This is a genomic window from Kribbella pittospori (genome assembly GCF_004331465.1).
GTDB classification, from domain to species: Bacteria; Actinomycetota; Actinomycetes; order Propionibacteriales; family Kribbellaceae; genus Kribbella; species Kribbella pittospori.
Genome location: NZ_SJKB01000010.1, coordinates 129,622 through 152,459, shown reverse-complemented (window position 1 = coordinate 152,459; position 22,838 = coordinate 129,622). Strand labels below are relative to the sequence as shown.

Annotated in this window: 25 protein-coding genes; 4 read left to right on the top strand and 21 right to left on the bottom strand. The window is 68.0% G+C overall.

The window, feature by feature from the left end; genetic code table 11:
* Positions 1 to 4: 4 nt before the first annotated feature.
* The 3 genes from E0H73_RS29550 to E0H73_RS29540 all read right to left on the bottom strand — a co-directional run bounded on the left by E0H73_RS29550 (position 5) and on the right by E0H73_RS29540 (position 2,179).
* Positions 5 to 382, bottom strand: a complete 378-nt coding sequence (locus E0H73_RS29550; protein WP_131361874.1) for a DUF6507 family protein — start codon at positions 380 to 382, stop codon at positions 5 to 7.
* 79 nt (positions 383 to 461) lie between these two features.
* Complete coding sequence (locus E0H73_RS29545) at positions 462 to 1,310, bottom strand: ABC transporter permease (protein WP_238164362.1); 849 nt, start codon at positions 1,308 to 1,310, stop codon at positions 462 to 464.
* Positions 1,307 to 2,179, bottom strand: coding sequence for an ABC transporter ATP-binding protein (locus E0H73_RS29540; RefSeq protein WP_131361873.1), 873 nt, complete (start codon positions 2,177 to 2,179; stop codon positions 1,307 to 1,309). The genes E0H73_RS29545 and E0H73_RS29540 overlap by 4 nt, the downstream gene beginning before the upstream one ends.
* Positions 2,180 to 2,365: 186 nt before the next feature.
* Between E0H73_RS29540 and E0H73_RS29535 the strand changes: the two genes are divergently transcribed.
* The gene (locus E0H73_RS29535) at positions 2,366 to 3,307 is read left to right on the top strand and encodes a GbsR/MarR family transcriptional regulator (RefSeq protein WP_131361872.1); all 942 of its coding nucleotides are present in this window, start codon (positions 2,366 to 2,368) and stop codon (positions 3,305 to 3,307) included.
* Here E0H73_RS29535 and E0H73_RS29530 read toward each other — a convergent pair.
* The 4 genes from E0H73_RS29530 to E0H73_RS29515 all read right to left on the bottom strand — a co-directional run bounded on the left by E0H73_RS29530 (position 3,252) and on the right by E0H73_RS29515 (position 7,157).
* Positions 3,252 to 4,385 (bottom strand): NAD(P)/FAD-dependent oxidoreductase, encoded by a 1,134-nt coding sequence (locus E0H73_RS29530; protein ID WP_238164361.1) that lies wholly within the window; start codon positions 4,383 to 4,385, stop codon positions 3,252 to 3,254. The genes E0H73_RS29535 and E0H73_RS29530 overlap by 56 nt on opposite strands.
* Positions 4,386 to 4,449: 64 nt before the next feature.
* On the bottom strand, positions 4,450 to 5,226 hold the full coding sequence (locus tag E0H73_RS29525; RefSeq protein WP_238164360.1) for a hypothetical protein: 777 nt from the start codon (positions 5,224 to 5,226) through the stop codon (positions 4,450 to 4,452).
* A 158-nt stretch (positions 5,227 to 5,384) separates the two neighbouring features.
* On the bottom strand, positions 5,385 to 6,176 hold the full coding sequence (locus E0H73_RS29520; protein ID WP_131361871.1) for a SigB/SigF/SigG family RNA polymerase sigma factor: 792 nt from the start codon (positions 6,174 to 6,176) through the stop codon (positions 5,385 to 5,387).
* A 153-nt stretch (positions 6,177 to 6,329) separates the two neighbouring features.
* A complete protein-coding gene (locus E0H73_RS29515; protein ID WP_131361870.1) occupies positions 6,330 to 7,157 on the bottom strand; it encodes an SAM-dependent methyltransferase in 828 nt (275 codons plus the stop codon).
* A 490-nt stretch (positions 7,158 to 7,647) separates the two neighbouring features.
* On the opposite strand from E0H73_RS29515, the gene E0H73_RS29510 reads away from it, so the two are divergent.
* Positions 7,648 to 7,881 (top strand): DUF397 domain-containing protein, encoded by a 234-nt coding sequence (locus E0H73_RS29510; protein ID WP_131361869.1) that lies wholly within the window; start codon positions 7,648 to 7,650, stop codon positions 7,879 to 7,881.
* A gap of 225 nt (positions 7,882 to 8,106) precedes the next feature.
* Here E0H73_RS29510 and E0H73_RS29505 read toward each other — a convergent pair whose 3' ends face one another.
* Positions 8,107 to 8,328, bottom strand: a complete 222-nt coding sequence (locus tag E0H73_RS29505) for a hypothetical protein (RefSeq protein ID WP_238163377.1) — start codon at positions 8,326 to 8,328, stop codon at positions 8,107 to 8,109.
* A complete protein-coding gene (locus E0H73_RS29500) occupies positions 8,325 to 8,519 on the bottom strand; it encodes a hypothetical protein (RefSeq protein ID WP_131361868.1) in 195 nt (64 codons plus the stop codon). The genes E0H73_RS29505 and E0H73_RS29500 overlap by 4 nt, the downstream gene beginning before the upstream one ends.
* A gap of 447 nt (positions 8,520 to 8,966) precedes the next feature.
* Here E0H73_RS29500 and E0H73_RS29495 point away from each other — a divergent pair, with 447 nt between their 5' ends.
* Positions 8,967 to 9,839 carry a helix-turn-helix domain-containing protein gene (locus E0H73_RS29495; protein ID WP_202867611.1) on the top strand — a complete coding sequence of 291 codons (873 nt, stop codon included), beginning with the start codon at positions 8,967 to 8,969 and terminating at the stop codon, positions 9,837 to 9,839.
* A 10-nt stretch (positions 9,840 to 9,849) separates the two neighbouring features.
* On the opposite strand, the gene E0H73_RS29490 is transcribed toward E0H73_RS29495, so the two are convergent.
* The 4 genes from E0H73_RS29490 to E0H73_RS29475 form a co-directional block, all read right to left on the bottom strand.
* Positions 9,850 to 10,476, bottom strand: coding sequence for a DUF2461 domain-containing protein (locus E0H73_RS29490; RefSeq protein ID WP_131361866.1), 627 nt, complete (start codon positions 10,474 to 10,476; stop codon positions 9,850 to 9,852).
* A gap of 99 nt (positions 10,477 to 10,575) precedes the next feature.
* Entirely contained in the window at positions 10,576 to 11,733 is a 1,158-nt protein-coding gene (locus E0H73_RS29485; RefSeq protein ID WP_131361865.1) for an epoxide hydrolase family protein, read from the bottom strand.
* A gap of 41 nt (positions 11,734 to 11,774) precedes the next feature.
* Positions 11,775 to 12,080 carry a hypothetical protein gene (locus E0H73_RS29480; protein WP_131361864.1) on the bottom strand — a complete coding sequence of 102 codons (306 nt, stop codon included), beginning with the start codon at positions 12,078 to 12,080 and terminating at the stop codon, positions 11,775 to 11,777.
* 191 nt (positions 12,081 to 12,271) lie between these two features.
* Entirely contained in the window at positions 12,272 to 12,559 is a 288-nt protein-coding gene (locus E0H73_RS29475; RefSeq protein WP_131361863.1) for a DUF1905 domain-containing protein, read from the bottom strand.
* 78 nt (positions 12,560 to 12,637) lie between these two features.
* Between E0H73_RS29475 and E0H73_RS29470 the strand changes: the two genes are divergently transcribed.
* Positions 12,638 to 13,150 carry a GNAT family N-acetyltransferase gene (locus E0H73_RS29470; RefSeq protein ID WP_238164359.1) on the top strand — a complete coding sequence of 171 codons (513 nt, stop codon included), beginning with the start codon at positions 12,638 to 12,640 and terminating at the stop codon, positions 13,148 to 13,150.
* Here E0H73_RS29470 and E0H73_RS29465 read toward each other — a convergent pair.
* From E0H73_RS29465 to E0H73_RS29430, 8 genes are read right to left on the bottom strand one after another with little or no spacing between them, the layout of a single operon-like run.
* Complete coding sequence (locus E0H73_RS29465) at positions 13,104 to 14,087, bottom strand: cation diffusion facilitator family transporter (RefSeq protein WP_131361861.1); 984 nt, start codon at positions 14,085 to 14,087, stop codon at positions 13,104 to 13,106. The genes E0H73_RS29470 and E0H73_RS29465 overlap by 47 nt on opposite strands.
* Positions 14,084 to 14,497 carry an ArsR/SmtB family transcription factor gene (locus tag E0H73_RS29460; protein WP_131361860.1) on the bottom strand — a complete coding sequence of 138 codons (414 nt, stop codon included), beginning with the start codon at positions 14,495 to 14,497 and terminating at the stop codon, positions 14,084 to 14,086. The genes E0H73_RS29465 and E0H73_RS29460 overlap by 4 nt, the downstream gene beginning before the upstream one ends.
* A gap of 37 nt (positions 14,498 to 14,534) precedes the next feature.
* Entirely contained in the window at positions 14,535 to 15,485 is a 951-nt protein-coding gene (locus tag E0H73_RS29455) for an acetylxylan esterase (protein WP_131361859.1), read from the bottom strand.
* Between the two features lie 13 nt (positions 15,486 to 15,498).
* A complete protein-coding gene (locus E0H73_RS29450) occupies positions 15,499 to 16,386 on the bottom strand; it encodes an NAD-dependent epimerase/dehydratase family protein (protein WP_202867610.1) in 888 nt (295 codons plus the stop codon).
* 22 nt (positions 16,387 to 16,408) lie between these two features.
* Positions 16,409 to 17,299 (bottom strand): carbohydrate ABC transporter permease, encoded by an 891-nt coding sequence (locus E0H73_RS29445; protein WP_131361858.1) that lies wholly within the window; start codon positions 17,297 to 17,299, stop codon positions 16,409 to 16,411.
* Positions 17,296 to 18,186 (bottom strand): carbohydrate ABC transporter permease, encoded by an 891-nt coding sequence (locus E0H73_RS29440; protein ID WP_131361857.1) that lies wholly within the window; start codon positions 18,184 to 18,186, stop codon positions 17,296 to 17,298. Before E0H73_RS29440 ends, E0H73_RS29445 begins: the two co-directional genes overlap by 4 nt.
* The gene (locus E0H73_RS29435) at positions 18,183 to 19,568 is read right to left on the bottom strand and encodes an extracellular solute-binding protein (protein ID WP_165555872.1); all 1,386 of its coding nucleotides are present in this window, start codon (positions 19,566 to 19,568) and stop codon (positions 18,183 to 18,185) included. The genes E0H73_RS29440 and E0H73_RS29435 overlap by 4 nt, the downstream gene beginning before the upstream one ends.
* Before the next feature lie 14 nt (positions 19,569 to 19,582).
* Complete coding sequence (locus E0H73_RS29430; RefSeq protein ID WP_131361855.1) at positions 19,583 to 22,723, bottom strand: sugar-binding protein; 3,141 nt, start codon at positions 22,721 to 22,723, stop codon at positions 19,583 to 19,585.
* Between the last annotated feature and the right edge of the window lie 115 nt (positions 22,724 to 22,838).

The window sequence follows — 22,838 nt, the reverse complement described above, 5'->3', positions numbered from 1 at the left end:
CGCCTCACTCGATGTTGTGGCGCTGGCGGGAGGCATTCTCCGCATTCGCCCGGGATTCGGCGGCGCGGCGCTTGCCCGGTGCGTCGGTCGCGTTCCGCTGCGCGTTCAGGGCCATCTCTTCCTGGCCGTTCACGTACGCGATGGTGGCGTCCTTGGCGCCGGTGAGGGAGGCGTTGGTCTGGTCGACGATGTCCTGCCAGGCGTCCTGGTAGAACGCCAGTACGTCGGCCACCGCTTGACCGACGAGCGTCGCCTGAGCCTGCCGGACCGACCGTTCGGCGTAGTCGGCGTACCCCTTCGCCACCGCCTCGTACCCGGATGCCTTCTCGCCGGTGGTCTGCAGCACGTTCGCGACCGCGTCGACGTCGATGTTCCAGTCCATGCGTGACCCCTCGTGGTCCCAGCCTGCTGTCGCGTCGACGCTAGGAGCAGGCCGGGGCCACCGACCTTTCAAAACGCTTTCAAGCCACTCGGCGCAGCGCCCGTTCCCGCCGCTCGGCGACCTGGGAGCCGGACTCCCGCCGAGCCATCCGGCGCAGTACGACGGGCGCGACCAGCAAACCGGCGACGACCCACACCCCGAGTACGCCGACCGTCTCCAGGTGCCGCCAGGAGTCGCTGATCTCGACCACGACCATGCTGTCCGGGAGCAACGCGGACCGCATGCCGAGTCCCATCCAGTAGATCGGGAAGACCTGCCCGATCCACTCCAGCCAGCGGGGCAAGGCAGCAATCGGATAGAAGATGCCCGAGATCGCGATCAGACCGAGCACCGGCAACTGGAGCAGCCCCTGCGACCGCGCGGTAGTGAACACGGATCCGAGGACCGCGCCGATCGGCAGCGTCGCGACCATCCCGAGCGCCAGCACCCAGACCAGCGTGAACCAACCGCCGAACGACCCGAGCGCGAGCCCGTCGACAATCAGCAACCCCGGGATGAGCAGGATCGCCAGGTCGGCGAGCAAGCCGCCGGCCACCGAGGCGACCTTGCCCACGAGGTAACCGAGCATCCCGTTCGGTGTCGCCTTCGCGCGAAGCAACGTGCCGTCCTCACGATCCGCGGTGAGCTGCTGGCTCATGCTGACCATCCCCATCGCCGCATTCATCCCGAGAATGCTCGGCAGCGCGAACGTACCGAGCAGCAATCCGGTCGAGCCGAAGCCCCGATGCCGCAGGAAGAACAGCGCCCCCAGCATCAGCACCGGCCAGAGGAAGTGACTGAACAACTCAGGCCCGTTCGTGAACGACTGTCGCAACTCGATCCGTCCCCGCCGCCACCCGGCCCGGACTGCAGCCATCCGAGGGCTCACAGCGCCACCTCCTGTCCGCGGACCAATGCGAGATACGTCTCCTCGAGCGACGCCCGTCGTACTTCGAGATCGCGGACGGAGGCGCCGTACTGCGTGAAGAGGTCACGGACGAAGCCGGTCGAGTCCGGCGTGGTCTTGCGGAAGTGTTGTCCGTCGACGCTCCAGCGCACCTCGTCCTCGCCGGCGATCAGCGCGGTCAGCTCGCGAGTCGTCCCGGCCGCGACGATCCGGCCGGCGTTGAGGATGAGGATCCGGTCCGCCAGTTTGCTCGCCTCGTCGAGGTCGTGCGTGGTGAGCAAGATCGTCGTCTCGTGCTCGGCCGCGAGTCGCCGGACCAGGTCGTGAAACTCGTACCGCGCCTCAGGATCGAAGCCCGCAGTCGGCTCATCCAGAAACAGCACCTCCGGCCGCCCGACGATCCCGATCGCGACGTCGAGCCGGCGCCGCTGCCCACCGGACAGCGTCTTGGTCTTCTGCTCCGCCTGCGAACCGAGGCCGACCTCGGCGAGCAGTTCGTCGGTGTCCCACGGACGGTCGATCGTGTTCGTGGCGTACGGCGCGTAGTACGTGCCGAGGTGGTGCAGCAGTTCACGAACCCGCCAGTTCCCGTGGTCGCGCCACGACTGCAGCACGATGCCGAGCCGGGACCGCCAACGCTCGTCGCCGGCAGCCGGGTCGACGCCGAGCACCTCGACGGTCCCCGCCGAGCGCAGCCGGAAGCCCTCCAGGATCTCGATTGTCGTGCTCTTGCCCGCGCCGTTCGGGCCGAGCAAGGCAACGACCTCGCCATGCCGGGCCTGGAACGAGACGTCATGCAGTACTTCGGTGTCGCCATAGCGCATCCGCAACCCGTCGACCGCCAGAACCATCCACTGCCTCCTTCAGGAATTCCTGAAAGCTACGCAGCAGCCCGGCCGCCCGGCAACCACAACAGCCGCCAGACGCTGAAAACCTCAAGGAAATATGGCAATCTGTGCAATGAGGCTGCCGCAGAACGCAATCCCGGCCAATACGCCGTTGCAATGAGCTGACGTCGAACGCACCACGGAGGACCGATGCCCGGAGGCAGACTGACACACGACGACCGGCGCGAGATCGCGTCCGGCTTGGCGGCAGGACTCGGGTACGCCGAGATCGCGCGGCAACTGGACCGCCCGACGTCGACCATCAGTCGCGAGGTCGCCCGCAACGGCGGCGCCCGCGGCTACCGAGCCGACCACGCGCACTACTCCACCGCATCCCGAGCACGCCGCAGCGCAGGCAAGGCAACCAACCACGCCGACCTCCAGTCAGGCGGCGACCACCAGGTGCGGGACTTCATCGAACGGTTCGCCACGATGATGGTCGAAGGCGGCCTACCAAGGATGGCGTCGCGCGTCCTCGCCCGGCTCTACACGTCAGATTCCCGCAGCCTGACCGCCGCCGACCTCGTCCGCGAACTGCGCGTCAGCCCGGCGTCGATCTCCACCGCCGTCGGCTACCTCGAACAGGTCGGCATGGTCCACCGCGAGCCCGATCCTCAGCGCCGCCTGCAGCACTACGTCATCGCCGACGACGTCTGGCTGCAAGCCTGGAAGGTGAGCGCCCGCACCAACCTGAACTGGGCCGAGACCGCCACCGAAGGCGCCGCACTGCTCGGCCCCGACACCCCAGCCGGCGAACGCCTGACGCACATGGCCGACTTCTTCCACCGGCTCGGCGAGGACATGTCCGGCGGCCCGACGGTCGAGCTCACCGACGACGCCCTGACCACACTCGCCGCCCTGATCCACGCGGGCCGTCCACTGAGCGCCGACCAACTCTCCACAGCACTCGAATGGCCGCCGGACCGTCTCGCCGAGGCGCTGAGCAACGCGACGAAGTACGCCGAATACACCGACCCGGTCGTCCTCGACCAGCCAACACCCGGCACCTACCAGGCGATCCCCACGCCCGGCCGTCTCACCGCGAGCCAGCGCGCCGCGGTCGCACCAACGCCCGCAGCAGCGGACGCGTGATCAACCCGTCGGCCAGTCCCAGCTCAACGAGATCGTCGAAGATCCGCTGATCGGCCGCCGCCGCGCGGATCCCCGCGTCGAGCACGCGTCCCGACCGACTGAGCTGCGCGGTGAGCGCGGTGTGCCGCAAGTGCCGCCCGAGAAGTCGAGCGGCCTCCCGGCGGTACGTCGTACCCGCGTCGGAACTGCCAGACCTCAGTGCCTCGGCGACTGCACGACCGGCGAGCAGCCCGGTCGCGACCGCGTAGTAGATGCCCTCGCCCGTCATCGGGTTGATCAGTCCGGCCGCGTCCCCGGCGAGCATCACCGGCCCCGGCTGCGGGCGCCAGGACCAGCCGGCCAACGGCAGGTGATGGCCCCACCACGACGTCCCGTCATCGGTTGCCCCTGGCAACAGCTTCTCCAGCTGGGCGGTCAGGTCCGCGCGGGTCGGTCGCGGTCGCGCGGGCGTGAGCTGCTCGCCGTACCCGACGTTCGACCAGCCGTCGCCACGATCGAACGACCAGGCGTACGACGGTTGCCGCCCCGGACCGTACGCGATCACCTGACTGGCAGCCCGCCCGGCCGGCGTCGGCGCGTACCCCCGGATCGCCAGGGCCACCGGCCCCGGCGCAACCCCCAGCTCCCGCCGTACGACGGAATGCGCGCCATCCGCACCGACGACGAAGCGGCCATGCAACTCACCATCGACGGTGATCGACGCGCCGTTCCGCTGCAGCCCCCGCACACGTCGGCGGACGAGCTGCGCACCAGCCGCCTGTGCGGCCTCTGCCAGACGCTGATCGAACACGGTCCGCGGCACCACCCAGTTCGGCCGAGCCATGATCCGGTCGACACCTACGTCTCCCTTGGTCAGAACAAACCGTCCGACCGGAGTCCAGTCGTCGAGAATCCCGGTCACGCCCACTTCGGCCAGCAGATCGAGTACGTGCGGCGCGATGCCGTCCCCGCACGCCTTGTCCCGTGGGAAGTCATGCCGGTCGAGCATCAGCACCGACAGACTGGGATCAGCAGCGAGCGCCCCCAGCGCGGCCGACGCTCCCGCCGGTCCGGCTCCGACGATCACCAGATCCCACACAGGCACCTCCCGAGAAGCCCTCCCAGTGTGTCAGCCCGGGCGATCTCCCCAACCGGCGCGCCGGTCAGGTGCCCGGGCGTCGGCCCGGTTTGTTCGTACGGCGGGACACCACGCGACGTGGACGCGGGGTGAGCCGGTCGGCGTGACCGCTGGAGATCGGTGCGGACGAGACCGGACGGGCCTCGTCGAGATCGACCACGCGCGGCGGTGGCGGGACGAAGACCGGGATGGTCTCCTCGTCGTCCGGCGCCGGCGGTGGAGGGGGTGGCGGTGCAGGCACGGGCTTGGCGCGGGCGGCCGATTCCTTGCTCACCCTGGGCGCCGCGACCGCGGCCGCAGCGATCGGGATCCGGACCGGGCGACGACGCCGCAGCTTCGTCCGCAGCTCGATGCCCAGCGCATCGATCAGCTTGTGGGTGGCAACGATCGACAGGGCCACCGCGAACACCGTGCAGCCGGCGAACAGCACCGCCTGCCCACCGGCTCCCCAGTTCGACGGATCGGTACGCCGCATCGCGGCGAGCATCGCCACCACGATCGAGTTGGTGATGCCGAGAGCAACAGCAAGGCCGACGGTCCGCAGCAGAACCCGCCGTTCCAGCCCGACGTCGTCGGCCGCGGCCACCAGCCCGGCGATCAACCCGGCCAGCACCGGCACTGTATAGACGAGCGCGAGTGTCAGTCCGGGGCTCGCGACCAGATAGAAGACGTCGAAGACCAGGGCCGTCCCGGTGAGTGCGGCCGCGAAGCAGATCACCATCGGCGGGTACGCCCGCACGATGGCGACCGCGTCCGCGGGCACCGTTCGAATCATCCGGAACGCCAAGACCAACGACTCCATCCCCTAGTTCTTCCCCATTGTGCAGTCCCTGCGCACGATGGGTAACAACCAACGCCAGGTGAGTCGAAACCAGGCTGGTGGAACGGACGCTTGACACACCCCGTGGTAGAGGCCGCCGGAGGAGGTCAAGGACCGGCGAGGTTGCCGCTGGCAAGGAACTAGGCGGCCGCGGGGAGCGGGGTCAGCTTGCCGCGCAGGTCGTCGAGGATCTTGCGCAGGACCCGGGACACCTGCATCTGGCTGACGCCGATGTCGCGGCCGATCTCGGACTGGGTCCAGCCCTCGACGAACCGCAACTGCAGGATCCGCCGCTCGCGCTCGCCGAGATCCGAAAGGACCGGCTGCAGCATCTCGACCGCTTCCAGCTGGTCGATGCTGCCGTCCTCTTCATCCGCGACGACGTCGGCCAGAGTCAGATCCGCGTCCGCCTCAGCCGGCCGATCAAGCGACAGCACATTGAAACAGCCTTTCGCGGCCAGCGCCTGCTCGACCTCGTCGACCTCGACGCCGAGGTGTTCGGCGATCTCGGCCGGTGTCGGCTCCCGGTTGAGCTTCTGCTCGAGCAGCGGGAGCTTGGCAGCGATCGTGCCTTGCATCTCTTGCAGCCGGCGCGGGATCCGCACAGTCCAGGCGCAGTCGCGGAAGTACCGTTTCACTTCACCCCGGATGGTCGGGACCGCGAATCCGATGAACGGTGTGTCCGCGTCGAGCCGGTAGTGGTGGGCGGCTTTCACCAGCCCCAGATACGCGACCTGCTCCAGGTCGTCGGCCTCGGCGCCGCGGCCGCGAAACCGGCGCGCGATTCCCCGGGCCATTTCGAGATTGAGTTCGACCACCTCTTCGAGCAGCCGCTGCCGCTCGAGTTCGTCGGTGCTGGCGTCCCGGCGTTCCATCAGGTTCCGGGTGGCCACCTCACGGGCGGCCCGGTCAACAGCAGTGGTGCTCGTCATGGGTATGACCTCGCGACTGTCGTCACGGCGTGGCACTTCGCTGAACCACGGTCATGCCTGCAGGGGACCGGTACCCATCGACCGCGGATCGCATGCATTCATGCGAAAGGCGCGCATCCCGTGGGATGCGCGCCTTCGTCTCGCAGTGACCGGTCAGGCCTTCTTGGCCAGGCCTGCCATCAGGATCCGCTGGTACGGCTCCAGGTCCTCCGCGGCCGGCACATCGGCGTCGGGGTCCTCCGGGAACCACCGGGCGAGGAAGTCGAGACCCGGCGGCACGAGCGGCATGCCGAGGAAGTGCTGCTCGATCCGCTCCGGGGTCCGGATCCACCCGTTGCCGAGGCTCTCCAGGCCGGCCCGCTCCATCCCCTTCTGCAGCGGCTCGCCGGTGTCGACGAAGTCGGTGATGAACAGGTAGCTGCCGGGGGCGAGCGTGTCCATGATGGTGCGCACCCACTCGTCGGGCTTCTCGTCATCGTGGAAGTGCATGTGGATGCCGACGATCATCAGCGCCATCGGACGGCTGAAGTCCAGGTGCGTCCTGACTTCCTCGTTGCTGAGGATGCTCTGCGGATCACGCAGGTCGGCGGTGACCACGATCGTGCTGTTGTTGGTCGCCAGCAACGCGCGGCCGTGCGCCAGCACGATCGGGTCGTTGTCGACGTACGCGACCCGCGCGTTCGGGTTGATCTCCTGGGCCGCCTCGTGCGTGTTCTTCTGCGTCGGCAGACCGCTGCCGATGTCGAGGAACTGGTCGATCCCCGCCTCGCGCACGAGATAGTGAACGCCCTTGACCAGGGCCTCGCGGTTCTCGATCGCGCAACGACCGGCGTCGGGAACGTACTTCAGGTACAGAGCCGCGCCTTCGCGGTCGGCAGCGAAGTTGTCCTTGCCACCGAGCAGAGCGTCGTAGACGCGAGCGATGGTCGGTTGGGAAGTGTCGAAGCCCGGATTCGAATCCGGACCGTCGGGAGTCGCCATCGGCGCAGCCTTCGTGTCGGGGGAATTGTGCTTGCCATCGTAGGACAGGTGCGGACCTGCCGGTACGCCGGATCGGCGCTGCGCGCATCTTGATCCGGAAATCGCCTCAACTCCTTGATTCGTCAATAAGAGAAGGCTTTTCGGATCATCCCCACGTCCGGACAAACTCGCCACCGGGCGCCGCGCTAACCATCAGGGCCCGGGCCGCATCGAAGCGCGCGCAGCGGTCGGCGCTCACTACTACTACTGCGCCGCTGCGACTCAGTACTACTACGCCACCGCCACTCACTTCTGCTCCGCCACCGCCACGTCGCCGCCAGGTCGCGGAATTCGGTCACCGATCGCGACCGAAACGGGGTCCCAACAGGTGTTTGACGGCGACACGATCACAGCAAGTAAGGGTGCGGACACCGAGGCCCGAACCGTGTACGATGCAAATGCAAGGCCAAATGCACGTGCATATGCCAAGGACGTACGGAAGGTGCAGCTGATGACTGCTGTCTACAACGGCATGCCCGGCGACGCGAACAGCGAGCTGATCTGGCGGAAGAGTCAGCGGAGTGGCCCGAACGGCAACTGCGTAGAGGTAGCGAAGCTCCAGGGTGGTGGGGTGGCGGTGCGGAACTCGCGTCACACCGATGGCCCGGCGCTCGTGTTCACGAAGGCCGAGATCGAGGCATTCCTCGGCGGCGTTCACGACGGTGAGTTCGACGACCTCGTCTAACCGTCACACGGAAGCAGAGGCCCCTTCGCCAGGCGAGTGACGAAGGGGCCTCTTCCTGTCTGCGGAGAGTCCGCGTACGACGCTGTGCGGCGATCTGAGCCACCGTCGCGCGTCGATGTGTCCAAGAGTCCGCCGACCCGCGGAAGCGGCGTACGGCGGCAGAGAACAACGAAGGCCGGCCCCTCGACGAGGAGCCGGCCTTCAGTGCTGTTGAGGGCGGTGGGCCTACTGGACGGTGAGCGGCCAGAGCTGCTCGCTGCGCGGCAGCTCGGAGGCCGCGCCGCCGGCCGCATTGTCAACGGTGATTCGCAATCCGGTGAACTTCGGCGTCATCACGCGCTGGTATCGCGAGGCGCGATCCGGCTCCGCGGTGTACTCGGCGATCAGGTGGTCGCCCAGCCAGATCCGCACCATCTTCCGTCCTCCTGCTGCTCTCTCGGTGTTCATGGGGCCAGGCTCACGATCGGGTCGCCGTCGAGATGGCGCACGCCGCGCAGCCAGCCCTCGAAGGCCCAGCGCTGTTGCTCAGGGCAACGCGCCACCAGTTCCTGGATCTCCCGCTCCGTCAGCTCGTCGGGCGCGCGGCCACCGGCGATGTCGGCGGTGTGCTCCGCTGCCTCACTGTCGTCGTCGTTCATCGACTCGGGTTCCCCAACCAGTCATGCCAACGGGGGGCCGTCGGCGGCCTGTAGGACCGGCCCGCTACATCACGCGATGTCACTTTTCGCGAGATCCAGCTCACCTTCTGTGCATGAATCAATCATGGCGTCGGCACGCTGCGAATGCAAGCGCCCGATGCACGTGCATCCGCACGTTTTCCGATTCGATACCCAAATCGGCCCCTCGCCCGCCTGTTGGCACCCTCGAGGAGCACATTTCGAACGGTGTTCGTCGACGTTTTGGCCGCAACTTTGTCCTGACAAAGCGATCTTGGGTCAGCGGGCAAGCGCTACGCTGCGTGACGAGATCCTCCGGATCGGAGGGGCTTATGTAAGAACTCCGGCAGATTGCCTCGCGAGCGTGCGATGATGTGCACCTGCGGGCGAGTTGTCGCTGGTGAGAGCTGCTGGGGCGTGGAGGTGGGTGTGACAAAGTCGGGCGCGCACAGCGGGCCGACTGCGCTTCGAATCATCCTCGGAGCGCACCTGCGGCGGATGCGGGACGCGGCAGGGATCAGCCGGTCCGACGCGGGGTGGGAGATCCGCTCGTCGGAGTCGAAGGTCAGCCGGATGGAGCTGGGCCGCGTCGGCTTCAAGGAACGCGACGTCAGCGACCTGCTCAGTCTCTACGGGTTGGACGACGCGGAGGAGCGCGAGCGACTGCTGGCGCTGGCCCGCGATGCGAACAACCCGGGCTGGTGGCACCGCTTCGGAGATGTGCTGCCCAGCTGGTTCCACTCCTACCTCGATCTCGAAGCCGTCGCCCAGCTGATCCGTAGTTACGAGCTCCAGTTCGTGCCAGGCCTGCTGCAGACGCCGGAGTACGTGCGTGCCGTCGTGCAACTCGGCCGCGGCCTGATCCCGGCCGAGGAGATCGACCGCCGCGTCTCGCTGCGGGTGAACCGTCAGCAGGTCCTCACCCGGCCCGACCCGGTGCGTCTGTGGGCCGTCATCGACGAGTCCGTGCTGCGCCGCCCGATCGGCGGCAAGAAGGCGATGCAGGCGCAGTTGGAGTTTCTGCTCGAGGCGAGCCACATGCCGAACGTCACGCTCCAGGTGGTGGAGTTCGGCTCAGGTGGCCACCCCGCGACCGGTGGCGCGTACAGCATCCTCCGGTTCCCGGAGCAGGACCTGCCGGACATCGTCTACATCGAGCACCTGACCAGTGCGCTGTACCTGGACAAGCCCGAGGATCTCGACACCTACACGGGCACCATGGAGGCCCTGTGCGTCGCGGCTCCGCCGCCGAACCAGACCCGCGACATCCTGGCCAAGGCGCTCAAGGAGTACGACGCCTGACGCTCCGTTTTCAGGAGTGGTCCGACAGCCAGGTGAGTAGCGGCCTGGTCGCCTTCCAGTCGGCGCGGATCAGCGCGGCCAGCTCCGGCGTGTGGATGACCGGCTCGAACCCGTAGGACTTGCTGACCGTCAGGGACTTGTGCCGGAGCAGGTCGATCCGCGGGTGCTCGGGGTCGTACCCGCGCGGGCTCGTCTTCAGCTTGTCGCCGCCGACCGTCCAGCCGGTCGCGGTCAGCTTGGCCAACAGCTTCTCAAGCTGCTTGCCCCGCCGGTCGTCGTCAATCGCTGCCCGGACCCGGGCCAGTCGTTCCGAGCTCGCCTCGTAGAAGCCGGCCGCGACCCGCACACCCGGAGCCGCCACCTGGACGTACCAGCCGGTCGACGGAGCCACGTCGATGAACGCACCTTGGTGCGTCTTGTACGGCGACTTGTCCCGCGCGAACCGGACGTCGCGGTACGGCCGGAACAGCTTCGCCGGACCGAACTCCGGCTCGAGCTCCGCGAGCAACGCGGTCATCGGCGCTTTCACCGACTCCTCGTAGACGTGCTTGTGCGCCGTCCAGTAGGTCTTGCTGTTGTCCATCTCGAGGTCGTCGTAGAAGTCCAGCGCCGCCGCCGGGAACCCGGTGAAGCTCATCCACGTCCTCGCTTCGCTCCGGGCGCGGACGAGGCACGAACCACGCTGTGTTTGATGGTGAACTCGCTTCGCTCCTTCACGCCGCAACGATAGTTCGACTCATTTCAGCGATGAGAAGAAGGCCCTGATGTCGGCGACCAACACGTCCGGTTGTTCGAGGGCGGCGAAGTGGCCGCCGTGCGGGTGACTGGTCCAGCGGACCACGTTGTCGGTGCGGGCGACCTTGTGCCGGAGCGGGATGAAGTTGTCGTAGGCCAGGTCGAGCAGGGCGGTTGGGGTGGTGGACGGCTCGGCCGGCTGACCCCAGTACGACGCGTGGGCCCGTTCGTAGTAGATCCGGCCGGACGATCCCGCCGTACGCGTAAGCCAGTAGAGCATCACGTTGGTGAGCAGGAGGTCGCGGTCGATCGTGCCGGCGGGGTCGGACCACGCTTCGAACTTCTCCACGATCCAGGCCAGCTGTCCCACGGGTGAGTCGGTCAGCGCGTAGGCGATGGTCTGCGGTCGCGTCATCTGCAGGTCGGCGTACCCCTGCAGCTCCTTCGTCCAGTGCTGGAATCGTCGCCAGGACGCCCAGGTGCGTTCGCGCTCGGCGGGGTCGAGCGGCTCCAGTTCCGCCGGCGTCGGCTCGGAGGTCGCGCCGCCTCCGGGGATGAGATTGAGGTGTACGCCGATCACCTCGTCGGCGTGGATGCGCCCGAGCTCCCGCGAGATCCCGCCACCCCAGTCGCCACCTTGTACGCCGTACCGGTCGTAGCCGAGGCGGGACATCAAGGCGGACCATGCGTTGGCGACGCGGAGCAGTTCCCAGCCGGTCTCTCGGGTCGGACCGGACAGGCCGAAGCCCGGGATGCTCGGGATGACGAGGTGGAACGCGTCCGCGGGATGACCGCCGTACGCGCGCGGGTTGGACAACGGTCCGGCGACCTCGGTGAACTCGACGATCGAACCGGGCCAGCCGTGGGTGATGATCAGCGGTGTCGCGTCCGGCTCCGGCGAGCGGAGGTGGGCGAAGTGCACATTGGCGCCGTCGATCGTGGTGGTGAACTGCGGCCACTCGTTCAGTCGCGCCTCGGCCCGGCGCCAGTCGTAGTCATGCCGCCAGTACTCGACGAGCTCCTGCAGATAGTCCAGCGGTACGCCGGACTCCCAGCCGGTGCCCGGTAGCTGGTCCGGCCAGCGGACCAGGTCCAGTCGCGCGCGCAGGTCCGCCAGTTCGGTCTCCGGCACGTCCAACCGGAATGCTTCGACAGTCACTGCCGCAGTCTGTCGCGACCACCTGCTGCCTGCACCTGAATTCAGGCGTTCACCTTGGCACGGACGACCCTGGCGAGGACCACCCGGAGGGTGACCGCCGCGATCAGGCACAGCACGCCGGCGCTGAGCACGATCGTGACCAGGGTGCCTGCGCTGTTCAGCGAACCGTCGCACGCCATCGGAGTGACCCCACCGGCCGGCTGGAAGGCCGAACCGCAGTCCGTGCCGCCGGCCGAGACCGACCGGAAGCCGAGCGCCAGCCCGCCGAGAACCAGCACGGTCCCGGCGATGGCGAGAATCTTGTTCAGTGTCGTCACGACGACCCCGGCACAGTTGGTTTCGGGCACGCCGACGGCGTACCCCGTGAGCCCCGTTGCACTTCGTTCACTCCTGACTTCGACTGACCACCCGGACCGAACTTACGGTCCGGCGCCGGATGATCCACACCCGTGCGGCCCGTCAGGACTGATTCTTCACACAGTCCTTACTCAGGACATGACCGCCCGTGACCACGGTCACGCGCCCGGGCCTAACCGGTTCAGCCGAGGCGTTCCTGCAGGTGAACGGTGATCTCGTCACCGGGCTCCTTGCCCAGCCGGTCCCGCAGGTCGCCCTTGACCGGCAGCTTGTGGGTGCCGTCGCCGAGCGCCATGAACGAGCTCTCGAACGGGTGGCCGTCCATCGTGCCGCGGACCTTCACCAGCCCGCGGGTGCCGAAGTACTCCGCCGAGCCGGGCATCTGCAGGTAGGTCCAGCCGCCCTTGGCCGGGCTCTTCTGCAGCGCCGCGGTGAAGGTCTTGTCCAGCTTCTGGTTCTTGCCGCTCATGGTGAGCTCCTCTCTACACCCTGAGGTAGAGGCCGGTGGACCGGTTTCGACATGGTCCCCCGAACTATTCTGAGTTTCGTGCAGATCTCCATCCGCCGCGCGGGGCGGGACGACGTACCGGCGGTGCTGGCACTGCTCGACGGGGCGACCGAGTGGCTGGTCGCTCGTGGCCGGACCGATCAGTGGGGCACGGAGGCGCATTCGACCAATCCGCGCCGGGTCGCGCAGATCACCGGGTTCGCCGACGACGGGCTGTGGGTGGCCGAGGCGGACGGCCGGGTGGTCGGGGCGCTCGCAGTCGGCCCGGCGATGTCGTACGTACCAACCGTGGACGAGCCGGAGCTGTATGTCCGGCTGCTGGTGACCGATCGGGCCTCCGCGGGAAATGGCATCGGCGGCGAGCTGCTCGACCACGCGCGCGGGCTGGCGCGGGAGGCCGGTGTCGGGCTGATCCGGGTGGACTGCTTCGCGGGCGGGGACGGCGCCTTGGTCCGGTACTACGAGAAGCAGGGATTCGTGCGGGACGTGGAGTTCACGGTGCCGGTCAATGATTGGGAATGGCCGGGTCAGGTCCTGTCCCAGCGGCTGTGATCGAGCGGTGCACGGTGCCGTGCGCGTCGCTGCAGTGCGCGTCGAGATCGTTGCCGGAGGCATGGTCTACCTGGAGCGTCGAGTGGGTCAGCTGATGGCGCTCGGCCAGTAGTTCCTCGACCTTGACCCGGATCTGGTGGCAGTCGAGCCCTTGCGCGACGAGGATGTGCGCGGACGCGGCCGGTTCCCCGGAGGTGATCTCCCAGACGTGCAGGTCGTGTACCTCGACCACACCGTCGACGGCACACAACTCCGTGCCGAGGGCCTGTGGGTCGATCCGGGCCGGCGCGGCCTCGAGGAAGATCCGGCCCGAGTCGCGGACCAGCGAGACGCCCGCCTTCAGCATCAGCGCGGCGACGACCAGCGCGGCGATCGCGTCGGCGCGGGCGAAGCCGGTGAGCAGGACGACGAGACCAGCGATGGCCGTCGCGATGAACGCGAAGAGGTCGTTGAGGATGTGCTGGAACGCGCCTTCGACGTTCAGGCTGGAGCGGTTCGCCTTGCTGATCAGATAGGTGGCCAGCAGGTTGACCGCGATGCCGGCGACACCGGTGATCAGCACGAGCGCGCCCTTCACCTCGGGCGGGTCGATCATCCGGTTGATCGCTTCGTAGACGAAGTACGCCGCCAGCAGGAGCAGCGTGATCCCGTTGGCCTGGGCGGACAGGATCTCGACCCGCTTGAAGCCGTACGTGAACCCGCCGGCCGGCGGCCGGGCGGCCAACCGGATCGCGATCAGCGCGAGGACGATCGCGATCGCGTCGGTGAGCATGTGCGCCGCGTCGGTGATCAGGGCCAGCGATCCGGCCGCGAGACCGACCACGACCTCGGCCACCATGAAGCCGACAATCAGCGCGAGCGCGCCGCTGAGGAACTTCCGGTCCGCTTCGGTGCTCACGCCATGCCCGTGCCCGTGGCCGTGCGCCTCGGCCGTCATGAACCGGACCTCTCCGGGTGAATGGCGTCGGTGTGCTCGGTGTGCGCGACAGCGAGGTCGACCAGCATCCGCACGTGCGCGTCGTCCAGGCGGTAGTACGCCATCCGGCCGTCCCGCCGTACGGCGACCACGCGGTGGGCTCGCAGCAGCCGGAGGGCGTGCGAGGTCGCGGATTCGCTCAGCCCGGTCACCGCGGCGAGGTCGCAGACGCACAGTTCGCCGTCGAGCAGCGCCACCAGCAACTTCAGCCGGCGCGGATCGCCGAGCAGGCCGAAGACGTCGGCGGTGTCGACGATGTCGTCCTCCCCCGGCATCCTGGCATTGACGCTCGCCACCCGCTCCGGGTCGACGACCCGGATGTTGCAGGCGTCGATCGCCGTGCTGCCCTGCACATCTGCAGAACTCTTCATACGTCGACAATAGGGTGGTCCTCGACCGCCAGGCAAGCTACAGCGTCTCCCCCAGCCATCGCAGTTGCCGCATCCGTTGCACCTGAGCGCCGCCTTCATGGCCGTTGTACGGCCAGACGTCGATCTCTGCAGGACCGCGGTAGTGGTTGTACGCCGCGAACACCGTCGACGGCGGGCAGACCGCGTCCATCAACGCGACCGAGTACCGGGCCGGAGCCGTCGCCCGGGCCGCGAGGTTCACCCCGTCGAAGTAGTCGAGTACGCCGAACACGTCCTCCGGCGGCACCCGCCGACGGGCGAGGTAGTCGGCGATCTCGCCGTACCCGGTCTTGTCCACCATCTCTGCCGCCCGCCGGAAGTGGGTCAGGAACGGTACGTCGATCAGCGCCGCGGCGACGTCCGTCCGCAGCCCGGCCACCGCCTGCGCGATCCCGCCCCCTTGGCTGCCGCCCGCGACGACGATCCGGGCCGGGTCGGCGATCGGATGAGTCCGTGCCGCGTCCACCGCCCTGACCGCGTCGGTGAACACGCGCCGGTAATAGTAGGAATCCCGGTCGACGAGTCCGCGAGTGAGGAACCCGGGCACCTGCGGGTTCGCGCCCGGATCGGGGTCGGCGGTGTCGGTGCCCTGACCTCGTGTGTCCATCACGAGTACGGCGTACCCGGCGGCCGGGTACACGAGCCAGTCGATCGGCCAGTTCCGCCCACCCTGGTACCCGAGGTACTGCACCACCGTCGGCAGCGGTCCGGCGACCTCACGCGGCGCGAGGAACCAGCCCGCGATCCGATGCCCACCGAACCCGGTGAACCGCACGTCCCACACCTCCACGGTCGACAGCCCGGCGTCGTACCGGACGAACGCCGGCTCGAGCGGATCGGTCTCGGCCTTGGCCAAGGTGTCCCGCCAGAACAGATCGAAGTCGGCCGGCTCGCTGCGCTCCGGGCGATACTCGTGCAACTCCGGCAGCGGCTTGTCGAACAAAGGCATAGCTGTCCTTTCGCTACCCGGCGGCCCGGGTGAGGTCGGCGGGAAGAGGCCGGAGGTCGAGCTCGACCCGATGCTCCGCGGTGAACCCGAGCAGGTCGCGAGCCCGGGACAGATCCATCGGTACGGCGCGACCCGGCAGCGCGCGCCGTACCGGGACCGCCGGGTGATACCGCGCCAGCAACTCCTCGGTCGGATACGGCGCCAACGTCTGCGGGGACGCAACCAGTACGGCGTGAAACCCCGACGCGGGCGCGGTCAGGGACAACCGCAACGCCCGTGCAGCGTCGCGCAGGTCGAGGTACGCCCACAGCTCGGCCGATCCGTACAGCGGATCGGCCGTGGTCGCCGCGAGCCGATCGCGCCGGCGCTTCTCGTCGGCGACGAACGGCAGGCGCAGCGCGACCACCGTCAGGCCGTGCCGCCGCGTCATCATCAACGCGGTCGCCTCGTCGACCTGCTTGGACAGCCCGTACGGGTCCTCGATCTGCACCGGCAGGTTCTCGTCCACCGGCAGGTACGCCGGATGCCGGATCCCGGCCGCGAACGGCAACCCGGTGATCGAGTAGCTGCTGCTCAGCGCGACCCGCCGAATCCCCCGCCTGCCGGCGGCCTCCAGTACGACGAACGTCGCACGGGTGTTGCCGCCGAAGACCTCGAACGGCGTACCGTGACCCGGCGAGGCCAGCCCGGCCAGGTGGATCACCGCATCCGCATCGGCCATCGCCTCGTCGACCGCGGCCGGGTCGCGGGCGTCACCGATCACCATCCGATCGGCCGGCAGTCCGTCCGGCTCGATCCGGTCCAGTGCGGTCACAAAGATGCCTTGGGCAACCAGATCGTCGACGACGGCATGACCGATCATGCCGCTCGCCCCCGTCACGAGCACCCGGGTCACCGTCACGCGTTCTCCTTCGAGTTGATGGTCAGCCCTTGATCCCGCCGGCCAGACCGGCCCCGCGGAGGAAGTAGCGCTGGAAGAGCAGGAAGATGATGATCGGCAGCACCACCGAGATCAGCAGTCCGGCCATGAACAGGTTGATCTGCACGTTGTCGCGGATCGACGGCAGCATCACCGACAACGGCTGCTTGGTCCGGTCCGGCAGGACCAGCTTCGGCCACAGGTACTCGCGCCAGGCCGCGATGATCGACAGCAGCGACACCACGCCGATGATCGGCCCGGACAGCGGCAGTACCAGCGAGGTGAACATCCGGAAGTTGCCGACGCCATCGATCCTGGCTGCCTCGAACAGCTCGGCCGGCAGTTGCGCGAAGAACCTGCCGGTAATGATGACGTTGAAGGCGCTCGCACCGGCCGGCAGCCAGATCGCCCAGTAGGTGTTGATCAACGTCCCGCCGACGATCGGTACGTCGATGACCGTCAGGTAGAGCGGCACCAGCGAAATGACCCCAGGGATGAACAGCGTCGCGAGCAGAGCACCGTCGATGATCTTGGCGTACCTCGGCCGCAGGATCGCCAGCGCATAGCCACCGGTCGTTGCCACCAGCACCGACACTGCCCAGTTGCCGAGGGCGACCCAGACCGTGTTGATCAGTGCGGGACCCACCCGCAGGCGGGACCAGGCTGTCTCGATGTTCTGCCACTGCGGTTGCCCGGTCCACAGACCGAGTGGGTTCGACGCGATGTCGTGAGGCTGCGAGATGGCCGCCTTGGCCAGCCAGAGGATGGGCCCGAGACCGGCCAGTGCGAGCAGGACCAGGATCAGGACCTGACCGCTGCCGAGCGTCCAGCGCACGAGCGGACGACGCCGGTCCGCCGCGGAGATGAGACCGCGGTCCTCGCCCCGGGCGCTCACGTCGTGCTCCAGCGCCGCGTCAGCCGGAAGTACAGCAGCGACAGCAGACCGAGGAAGATCGCCAGCAGCACCGACAACGCCGTGGCCTCTCCGTAGTCGCCGTTGATGAAGGCGTAGTTGTACAGCAGCAGGAGGATCGTCGTCGTCGCGTTCGCCGGCCCACCACCGGTGAACAGGAACGGCTCGGTGAACACCTGGAAGGTCCCGATGATCTGCAGCAGCAACGTGATCAGCAGGATCGTCCGCAGTTGCGGCAAGGTCACATGCACCACCCGCCGCCAGATCGAGGCCCCGTCGATCTCGGCTGCCTCGTAGAGATCCGCGCGTACGCCGGACAATGCGGCCAGATAGATGATCATCGTCGCCCCGGCGTTCGCCCAGGTGGCCTCCAGCACGATGCTCGGCATCGCCCAGTGGGCGTCCTGCAACCACTGGAACGGACCGAGACCGATACCCCGGGCCAGCGTGTTGAACAGGCCCTCGTCGCTCGCGTCGTAGAACACCCGCCAGAGCAGGATCGCCACCACCGGCGGCAGCACCACGGGCAGGTAGGCGAGCACCGAGAACATCGCCCGGCCGCGACGCAACTCACGGACGAAGACCGCGAGTGCGAGTGGCGCGGGATAGCCGAACACCAACGCCAGCAGGGCGAACCACGCAGTGTTCCGAACGGCGGTGAACAACAGCGGGTCGGCCAGCACCTTACGGAAGTTGTCGAAGCCGACCCACTCGGCCGGAGTGATCAGGTTCGTCTGCTGGAACGCGAGGACGAGGCCTCGGGCGATCGGCCACCAGGAGAACAACCCGAAGACCAGCAACGTCGGGACCAGGAACACCAAGGTGCTGATCCCGCCGTGCCGGACCCACTTCGTCGTACGTCCTCTCACGGGTTGGTCAGCAGCCCGTCGACTGTCTTCGACGAGTCGCCGAGCAGTTTGCCGATGTCGGTGTCCTTCTTGGTGAGCACGGTCTGGACGACGGAGTCGAGGCTCGCGTACACCTTCTGCCCGGCCACCGGCGGCTCGATCATCAGCTTCAGCGAAGCCGCCTTGGACGTGTACGGCGTGAAGTTCGCCTGGACCGTGTTCACGTACGGCTTGATCCAGGAGTTGTACTGCTGTTGCGACGCGTCGTCGAACAGCCACAGCATCGGCAGCCCGACGGAGTACACCTTGTCCGCGTTCGCGGTCTTCGCGTCCGTGACAGCGTGGTCCTGGTCGGTGAACTTCTCCAGCCAGAAGAACTCGGCCCACTTCACCGCGGCCTCGACCTGCGCCTTCGACGCCTTCGGGTTGAACATCTGTACGGCGCCACCGGTGAGCGTGCCGCCGTCCGGCGAGTCCAGCGGCAGCGGCGCGACCCCGATGTCCTCACCCTTGCCGCCCATCGTGGTGACCTCGTCGCGGTAGTCGCCCGGCGCACCGATGTACATCCCGACCTTGCCGCCGGCGAACTCCTGCAGCAGTTGCTTCTGGTTGAACAGGAAGTTGCTGCCCATCGAGTTGTCGGTCCAGCGCATCTCCTGCAGGGCGGTCAGCGCGTTCTTCATCGGCGCGTCGTTGAACGCGGCCGAGGCCTTGCCGCCGTCCACCTTCTCGATCGTCCCGCCGTACGTGTAGGTCATCGCGGTGAGGACCCAGCCGCCGGTGTTGCCGGTGGTCATCATCGAGTAGCCGGCCTTGCCGGTCTTGTCCGCGATCGCCTTGGCGTCCGTCCGCACCTCGGCCCAGGTCGCCGGTGGCTTGTCCGGGTCGAGCCCGGCCTGCTTGAACAGTGCGCGGTTGTAGTTGAGGCTCATCGTGTACGCCTGCACCGGCAACCCGAAGACCTTGCCGCTGGAGTCCTGGACGGTCTTCAGCACCTCGGGGTTGATCTTGCTGCCGATCGGCGACGCCTTGACGACGTCGGTGATGTCGGCCAGCTGCTTGCGTTCGATCAGGCCCTGTACGTCGGTGTACGGGATCGCGACCACCGTCGGCAGCGTCCCGGCGGCCAGGTCGGCCTGGAAGGTCTGGACGTCGTACCCGTACTCCGAACCCTCGATCTTGATGTTCGGGTTCGCCTTCTCGAACTCGGCGACCCGGTCGGTCCACGTCTTCAGCGCGGCCGCCTGGTCGGGCGTCGGCTTCTGCCCGACCGTGATCGTGACCGTCCCGTCGCCGCTGTCTGCCGCGCTCCCGGATCCCGATGACGAGCAGGCGGTGGCCGCGAGGCAGGTGGTGATCACCAGCGCGGCGACCGTTCCCGTCCTCCGTCGTGTGGTCTGCACAGTTACTCCTTCTGCTAGCTGGTGAACGTTCCCGGGAGGAACAAGGTGGTGGTCTTGCCGGTGACGATGCCGCTCGCCCATTGCATTGCCCCCGCGCGCCCGGTGCCGTCGTTCTCGTTCAGGGCAAGGGACATCGCGATCGGCCCCGCCGGCGCGGTCTGGAACCCGAGCGCCGCCCACGGCACCTTCACCCGGTACGACGTGACGCCGTCGGCGCGGGTGATCGAGGCAGTGGCGCCTGGTGTGGGTCCGGCCGGGCTGCCGTCCGAGGTGCCGAAGCTGTAGACGGCCGGTCCGGTCGGCAGGAGGGCGGCGCCGATCTCGGTGGAGGTCGCGTTCTCGCCGGGCAGCCCGTTGCTGATCGCGAACTGCAGGCCGTCGCCCCGCCACAGGTTCGGCGCGGTCTCGGTTTGCGAGAACACGTCGTCGGTGACGGCCGCGTTGACGGTCAGCCCGGTCCCGTCGTACTGGAAGTTGGCCGAACCGGACAGGTCGGCTGCGCCATCCCAGGGGCGGGTGAACGCGAGCCAACTGGCGTCGGTGGCGAGGTTGATCGAGCTGACCGGAGTCGTTGCCGAAGGCACGATCGGATCGAACGCCGTGGTGCCTTTGGCGGAGACCTTGTTGCCGTCGGACGTAGTCAGGTCAACGGTGTAGGCGTACGCCTTCCAGGGCGCCAAGCCGGTGACCGGGATGCTGATCGTTGCCCTCTGCCCCGGTTCTATCGACTGGCCGGCGCCGGCGGTTCCGTGCTGGCCGGCGATGGTCCAGGTCAGGTCCTGGATCGTGGCCGGCGAGCTCGCTCTGGTGTTGGTCAGCTCGACACCGAGGCCGGTTGGCGACGCCGGGGTGAGCTGCGGTACCACGCGGATCTTGGTCGCCGGCTCGACAGTGGTCCAGGCGACCAGGCGGGCAGTGGTCTTCCCGAGCCGGGAGACTGTCGCGACGACGTGCCGCGGCCCGAGCGTGTCGCTCGCCGGCACCGGAATGGTGACCTGGGTGTTCCGACCCGGGAGAACCAGGGCCTGCTCGGTCTGGCCGGCCACCGTCACGGCGGCCTGGCCGGCGTTGAACGGCGTGCCCTTGATCGTCACCGTGACCGCGGTCGGCTCCTGCGAGTTCGACGGATCCGCGGCGGCGACCTTCGCCTGGGGTGCCGTCGTGACGGCAACCCCGGTGGCCGGGCCCTTCACGAAGACCGGGTCCTGGTCGGCCGTCATCGTCACCACGCCCTGCGTCGGGGTCAGCGTGGTCTTGTGGCCGTACATGTCGGTGACCTGGAGCGGGCTGGTGGTGTTGAGCTGCACCGACGACGAGCCGGTGCCGGTCGACCACAGCACGCGGGTGGTCGACGTACCCGAACCGAAGCGGTACGAGTACAGCGGCGCGGCCAGGGTGTCGCGGCCGCTGTAGGCGAGGCCGGTGAGGGCGCGGATCGTGGTCGCCTTCGCGACGAGGCCCGGTTTCGGCGCCATCCCGGCGATCGGTCCGGCCGGGGCCTGCAGGAGACCGAAGGTGCTCTCCTTGTCGTCCAGGTTGGTGCCGTCGTTCAGGGCGTCGTACCAGTAGAACTGGCTGACGCCGTTCGCGATCATGATCGTGTCGTTGCGGATCGACTTGCGGGCCTGGTCGAGCATCGAGCCACCGGAACTGGCGGCGGTCGGGTAGCCCTCCTCGCTGATCCAGATCGGCTTGCCGGTGCCGCCGTGCGCGTTCGCCGCGGTGCGCAGGTTCTGGATCTGGGTGTCCAGGTCGCCCTCGGGGCCGGGGAACGTGTAGATGTGCGCGTTGATCGAGTCCATGTACGCCAGACCGCCGAGCGACAGCAGCTGGTCGCGGAACGAGGTGTCACCCTTGTTCGGGCCGACGTCGACGATGACGTTCGCGTTCGGGTTGTCCGCGTGGGTCTGCTGGTAGGCCGCCTTGATCAGCTGGAGGAAGCACGCGCCGGTGATGCCACAGGCGCTGTCGTTGAAGCCGGGCTGGTAGTACTCGTTGTACGTCTCGATGTCGTTGGTGGTGCCGGCGAAGTGCTTCAGCCAGAAGCTCTGGTAGCGGCCGAACCCGGCCAATCCGGCCGTGGTGCTCGGGGTGTGCCCGCCGTCGTACAGCGCGTTGCGATAGCCGGTGACCAGGAGCGGGATGATGCCGTTCGCCTTCGCGTCCGCGACCATCGCGTCGTACTGCGGCTCGACGGTGTAGTTGCCGGGTGAGCCGGACTCCACGTGGGGCCACTCGAGGCTGTCGCGGATGTGGGAGAAGCCGGCCAGGGCGAGGGTGCGGATCAGTGCGCCGCTGAGGTTGTAGTAGTGGTTCATGTGGGTGTTCACGCCCCACTTGCCCTGTGGGGACTGGATTCCGGCCGGCAGCGGCGGGATGACGGCGAGTGTCGTACCGACGACCGTCTGGCCGGCCGTGAGGCGGAGGTTGTAGAAGCCGGGGCCGAGGGTCGCCACGTTGATGGCGCCGTTGGTGGTGTTGCCCGAGGCAACGGGCAGGTACTGGTCGTCGGTGATGCTCCAGGCCACCGAGGACACGGTCGAGGTGAGCGTCACCGCGCCCGATCCCTGCGTGAACACCAGACTCTGGTTGGTGACGGTGATACCGGTGGTGTCGGCGAACGAGATGCTGACCGACGAGATGCAGACCGAGCTGATGACTCCACCAGGTGCATTGGCCATCAGCCGGATGTCGGCGCCGTTCGCGCGGTTCTGGAAGTTGACGTTGGACATCCGGAACTGGGTGGTCGCCCACGCGCCGGTGCCGGGGAAGGTGAACCACGGCAGCGGCGTGAAGGCCGCGCTGACGCTGTCGTACTGCGCGCTCAGTTGCTGGCCCGGGGTGTCGAAGTAGTTGACCGTAAGCACCGCATCGGTGGCGCCGGCGGGGATCCGGGCCGCGTCGATGTTCAGGTAGATGTACTGGTCCTTCAGCTCGTTGCTGGTCTGCCAGCACGGCACTCCGAGGCGGCTCGACGCCGCGTGCTCCGGAGTCTTGTCCGGGTCACCGGGCCAGGCGGTGATCCCGTCCGCGGCGACCGGGTTGGTGAAGACGACACCGGGATCACTCGCCGCCTGCGCGGGTGATCCCAGCTGAACGGCGGCCAGCACTCCGGCGGCGACCACCGCGAGCACCTTCCGAACCGAACCATGCATGGGCGGTCCCTTCGCGAGTTCACATACATGAACAGAATCTGTGATGTTGAACGACGACGAAAAAGTAGGCGGCCAGCCCGGATGTGTCAACGGTTGGGTCCGCGGAGTGACCGGA

Coding starts and splice junctions, on each gene's coding strand:
- E0H73_RS29550 (WP_131361874.1), bottom strand. CDS start 382: ATGGACTGGAACATCGACGTCGACGCGGTCGCGAACGTGCTGCAGACC.
- E0H73_RS29540 (WP_131361873.1), bottom strand. CDS start 2,179: ATGGTTCTGGCGGTCGACGGGTTGCGGATGCGCTATGGCGACACCGAA.
- E0H73_RS29535 (WP_131361872.1), top strand. CDS start 2,366: ATGCCCGGAGGCAGACTGACACACGACGACCGGCGCGAGATCGCGTCC.
- E0H73_RS29525 (WP_238164360.1), bottom strand. CDS start 5,226: ATGGAGTCGTTGGTCTTGGCGTTCCGGATGATTCGAACGGTGCCCGCG.
- E0H73_RS29520 (WP_131361871.1), bottom strand. CDS start 6,176: ATGACGAGCACCACTGCTGTTGACCGGGCCGCCCGTGAGGTGGCCACC.
- E0H73_RS29515 (WP_131361870.1), bottom strand. CDS start 7,157: ATGGCGACTCCCGACGGTCCGGATTCGAATCCGGGCTTCGACACTTCC.
- E0H73_RS29510 (WP_131361869.1), top strand. CDS start 7,648: ATGACTGCTGTCTACAACGGCATGCCCGGCGACGCGAACAGCGAGCTG.
- E0H73_RS29505 (WP_238163377.1), bottom strand. CDS start 8,328: ATGAACACCGAGAGAGCAGCAGGAGGACGGAAGATGGTGCGGATCTGG.
- E0H73_RS29500 (WP_131361868.1), bottom strand. CDS start 8,519: ATGAACGACGACGACAGTGAGGCAGCGGAGCACACCGCCGACATCGCC.
- E0H73_RS29490 (WP_131361866.1), bottom strand. CDS start 10,476: ATGAGCTTCACCGGGTTCCCGGCGGCGGCGCTGGACTTCTACGACGAC.
- E0H73_RS29475 (WP_131361863.1), bottom strand. CDS start 12,559: ATGAGCGGCAAGAACCAGAAGCTGGACAAGACCTTCACCGCGGCGCTG.
- E0H73_RS29465 (WP_131361861.1), bottom strand. CDS start 14,087: ATGACGGCCGAGGCGCACGGCCACGGGCACGGGCATGGCGTGAGCACC.
- E0H73_RS29460 (WP_131361860.1), bottom strand. CDS start 14,497: ATGAAGAGTTCTGCAGATGTGCAGGGCAGCACGGCGATCGACGCCTGC.
- E0H73_RS29455 (WP_131361859.1), bottom strand. CDS start 15,485: ATGCCTTTGTTCGACAAGCCGCTGCCGGAGTTGCACGAGTATCGCCCG.
- E0H73_RS29430 (WP_131361855.1), bottom strand. CDS start 22,723: ATGCATGGTTCGGTTCGGAAGGTGCTCGCGGTGGTCGCCGCCGGAGTG.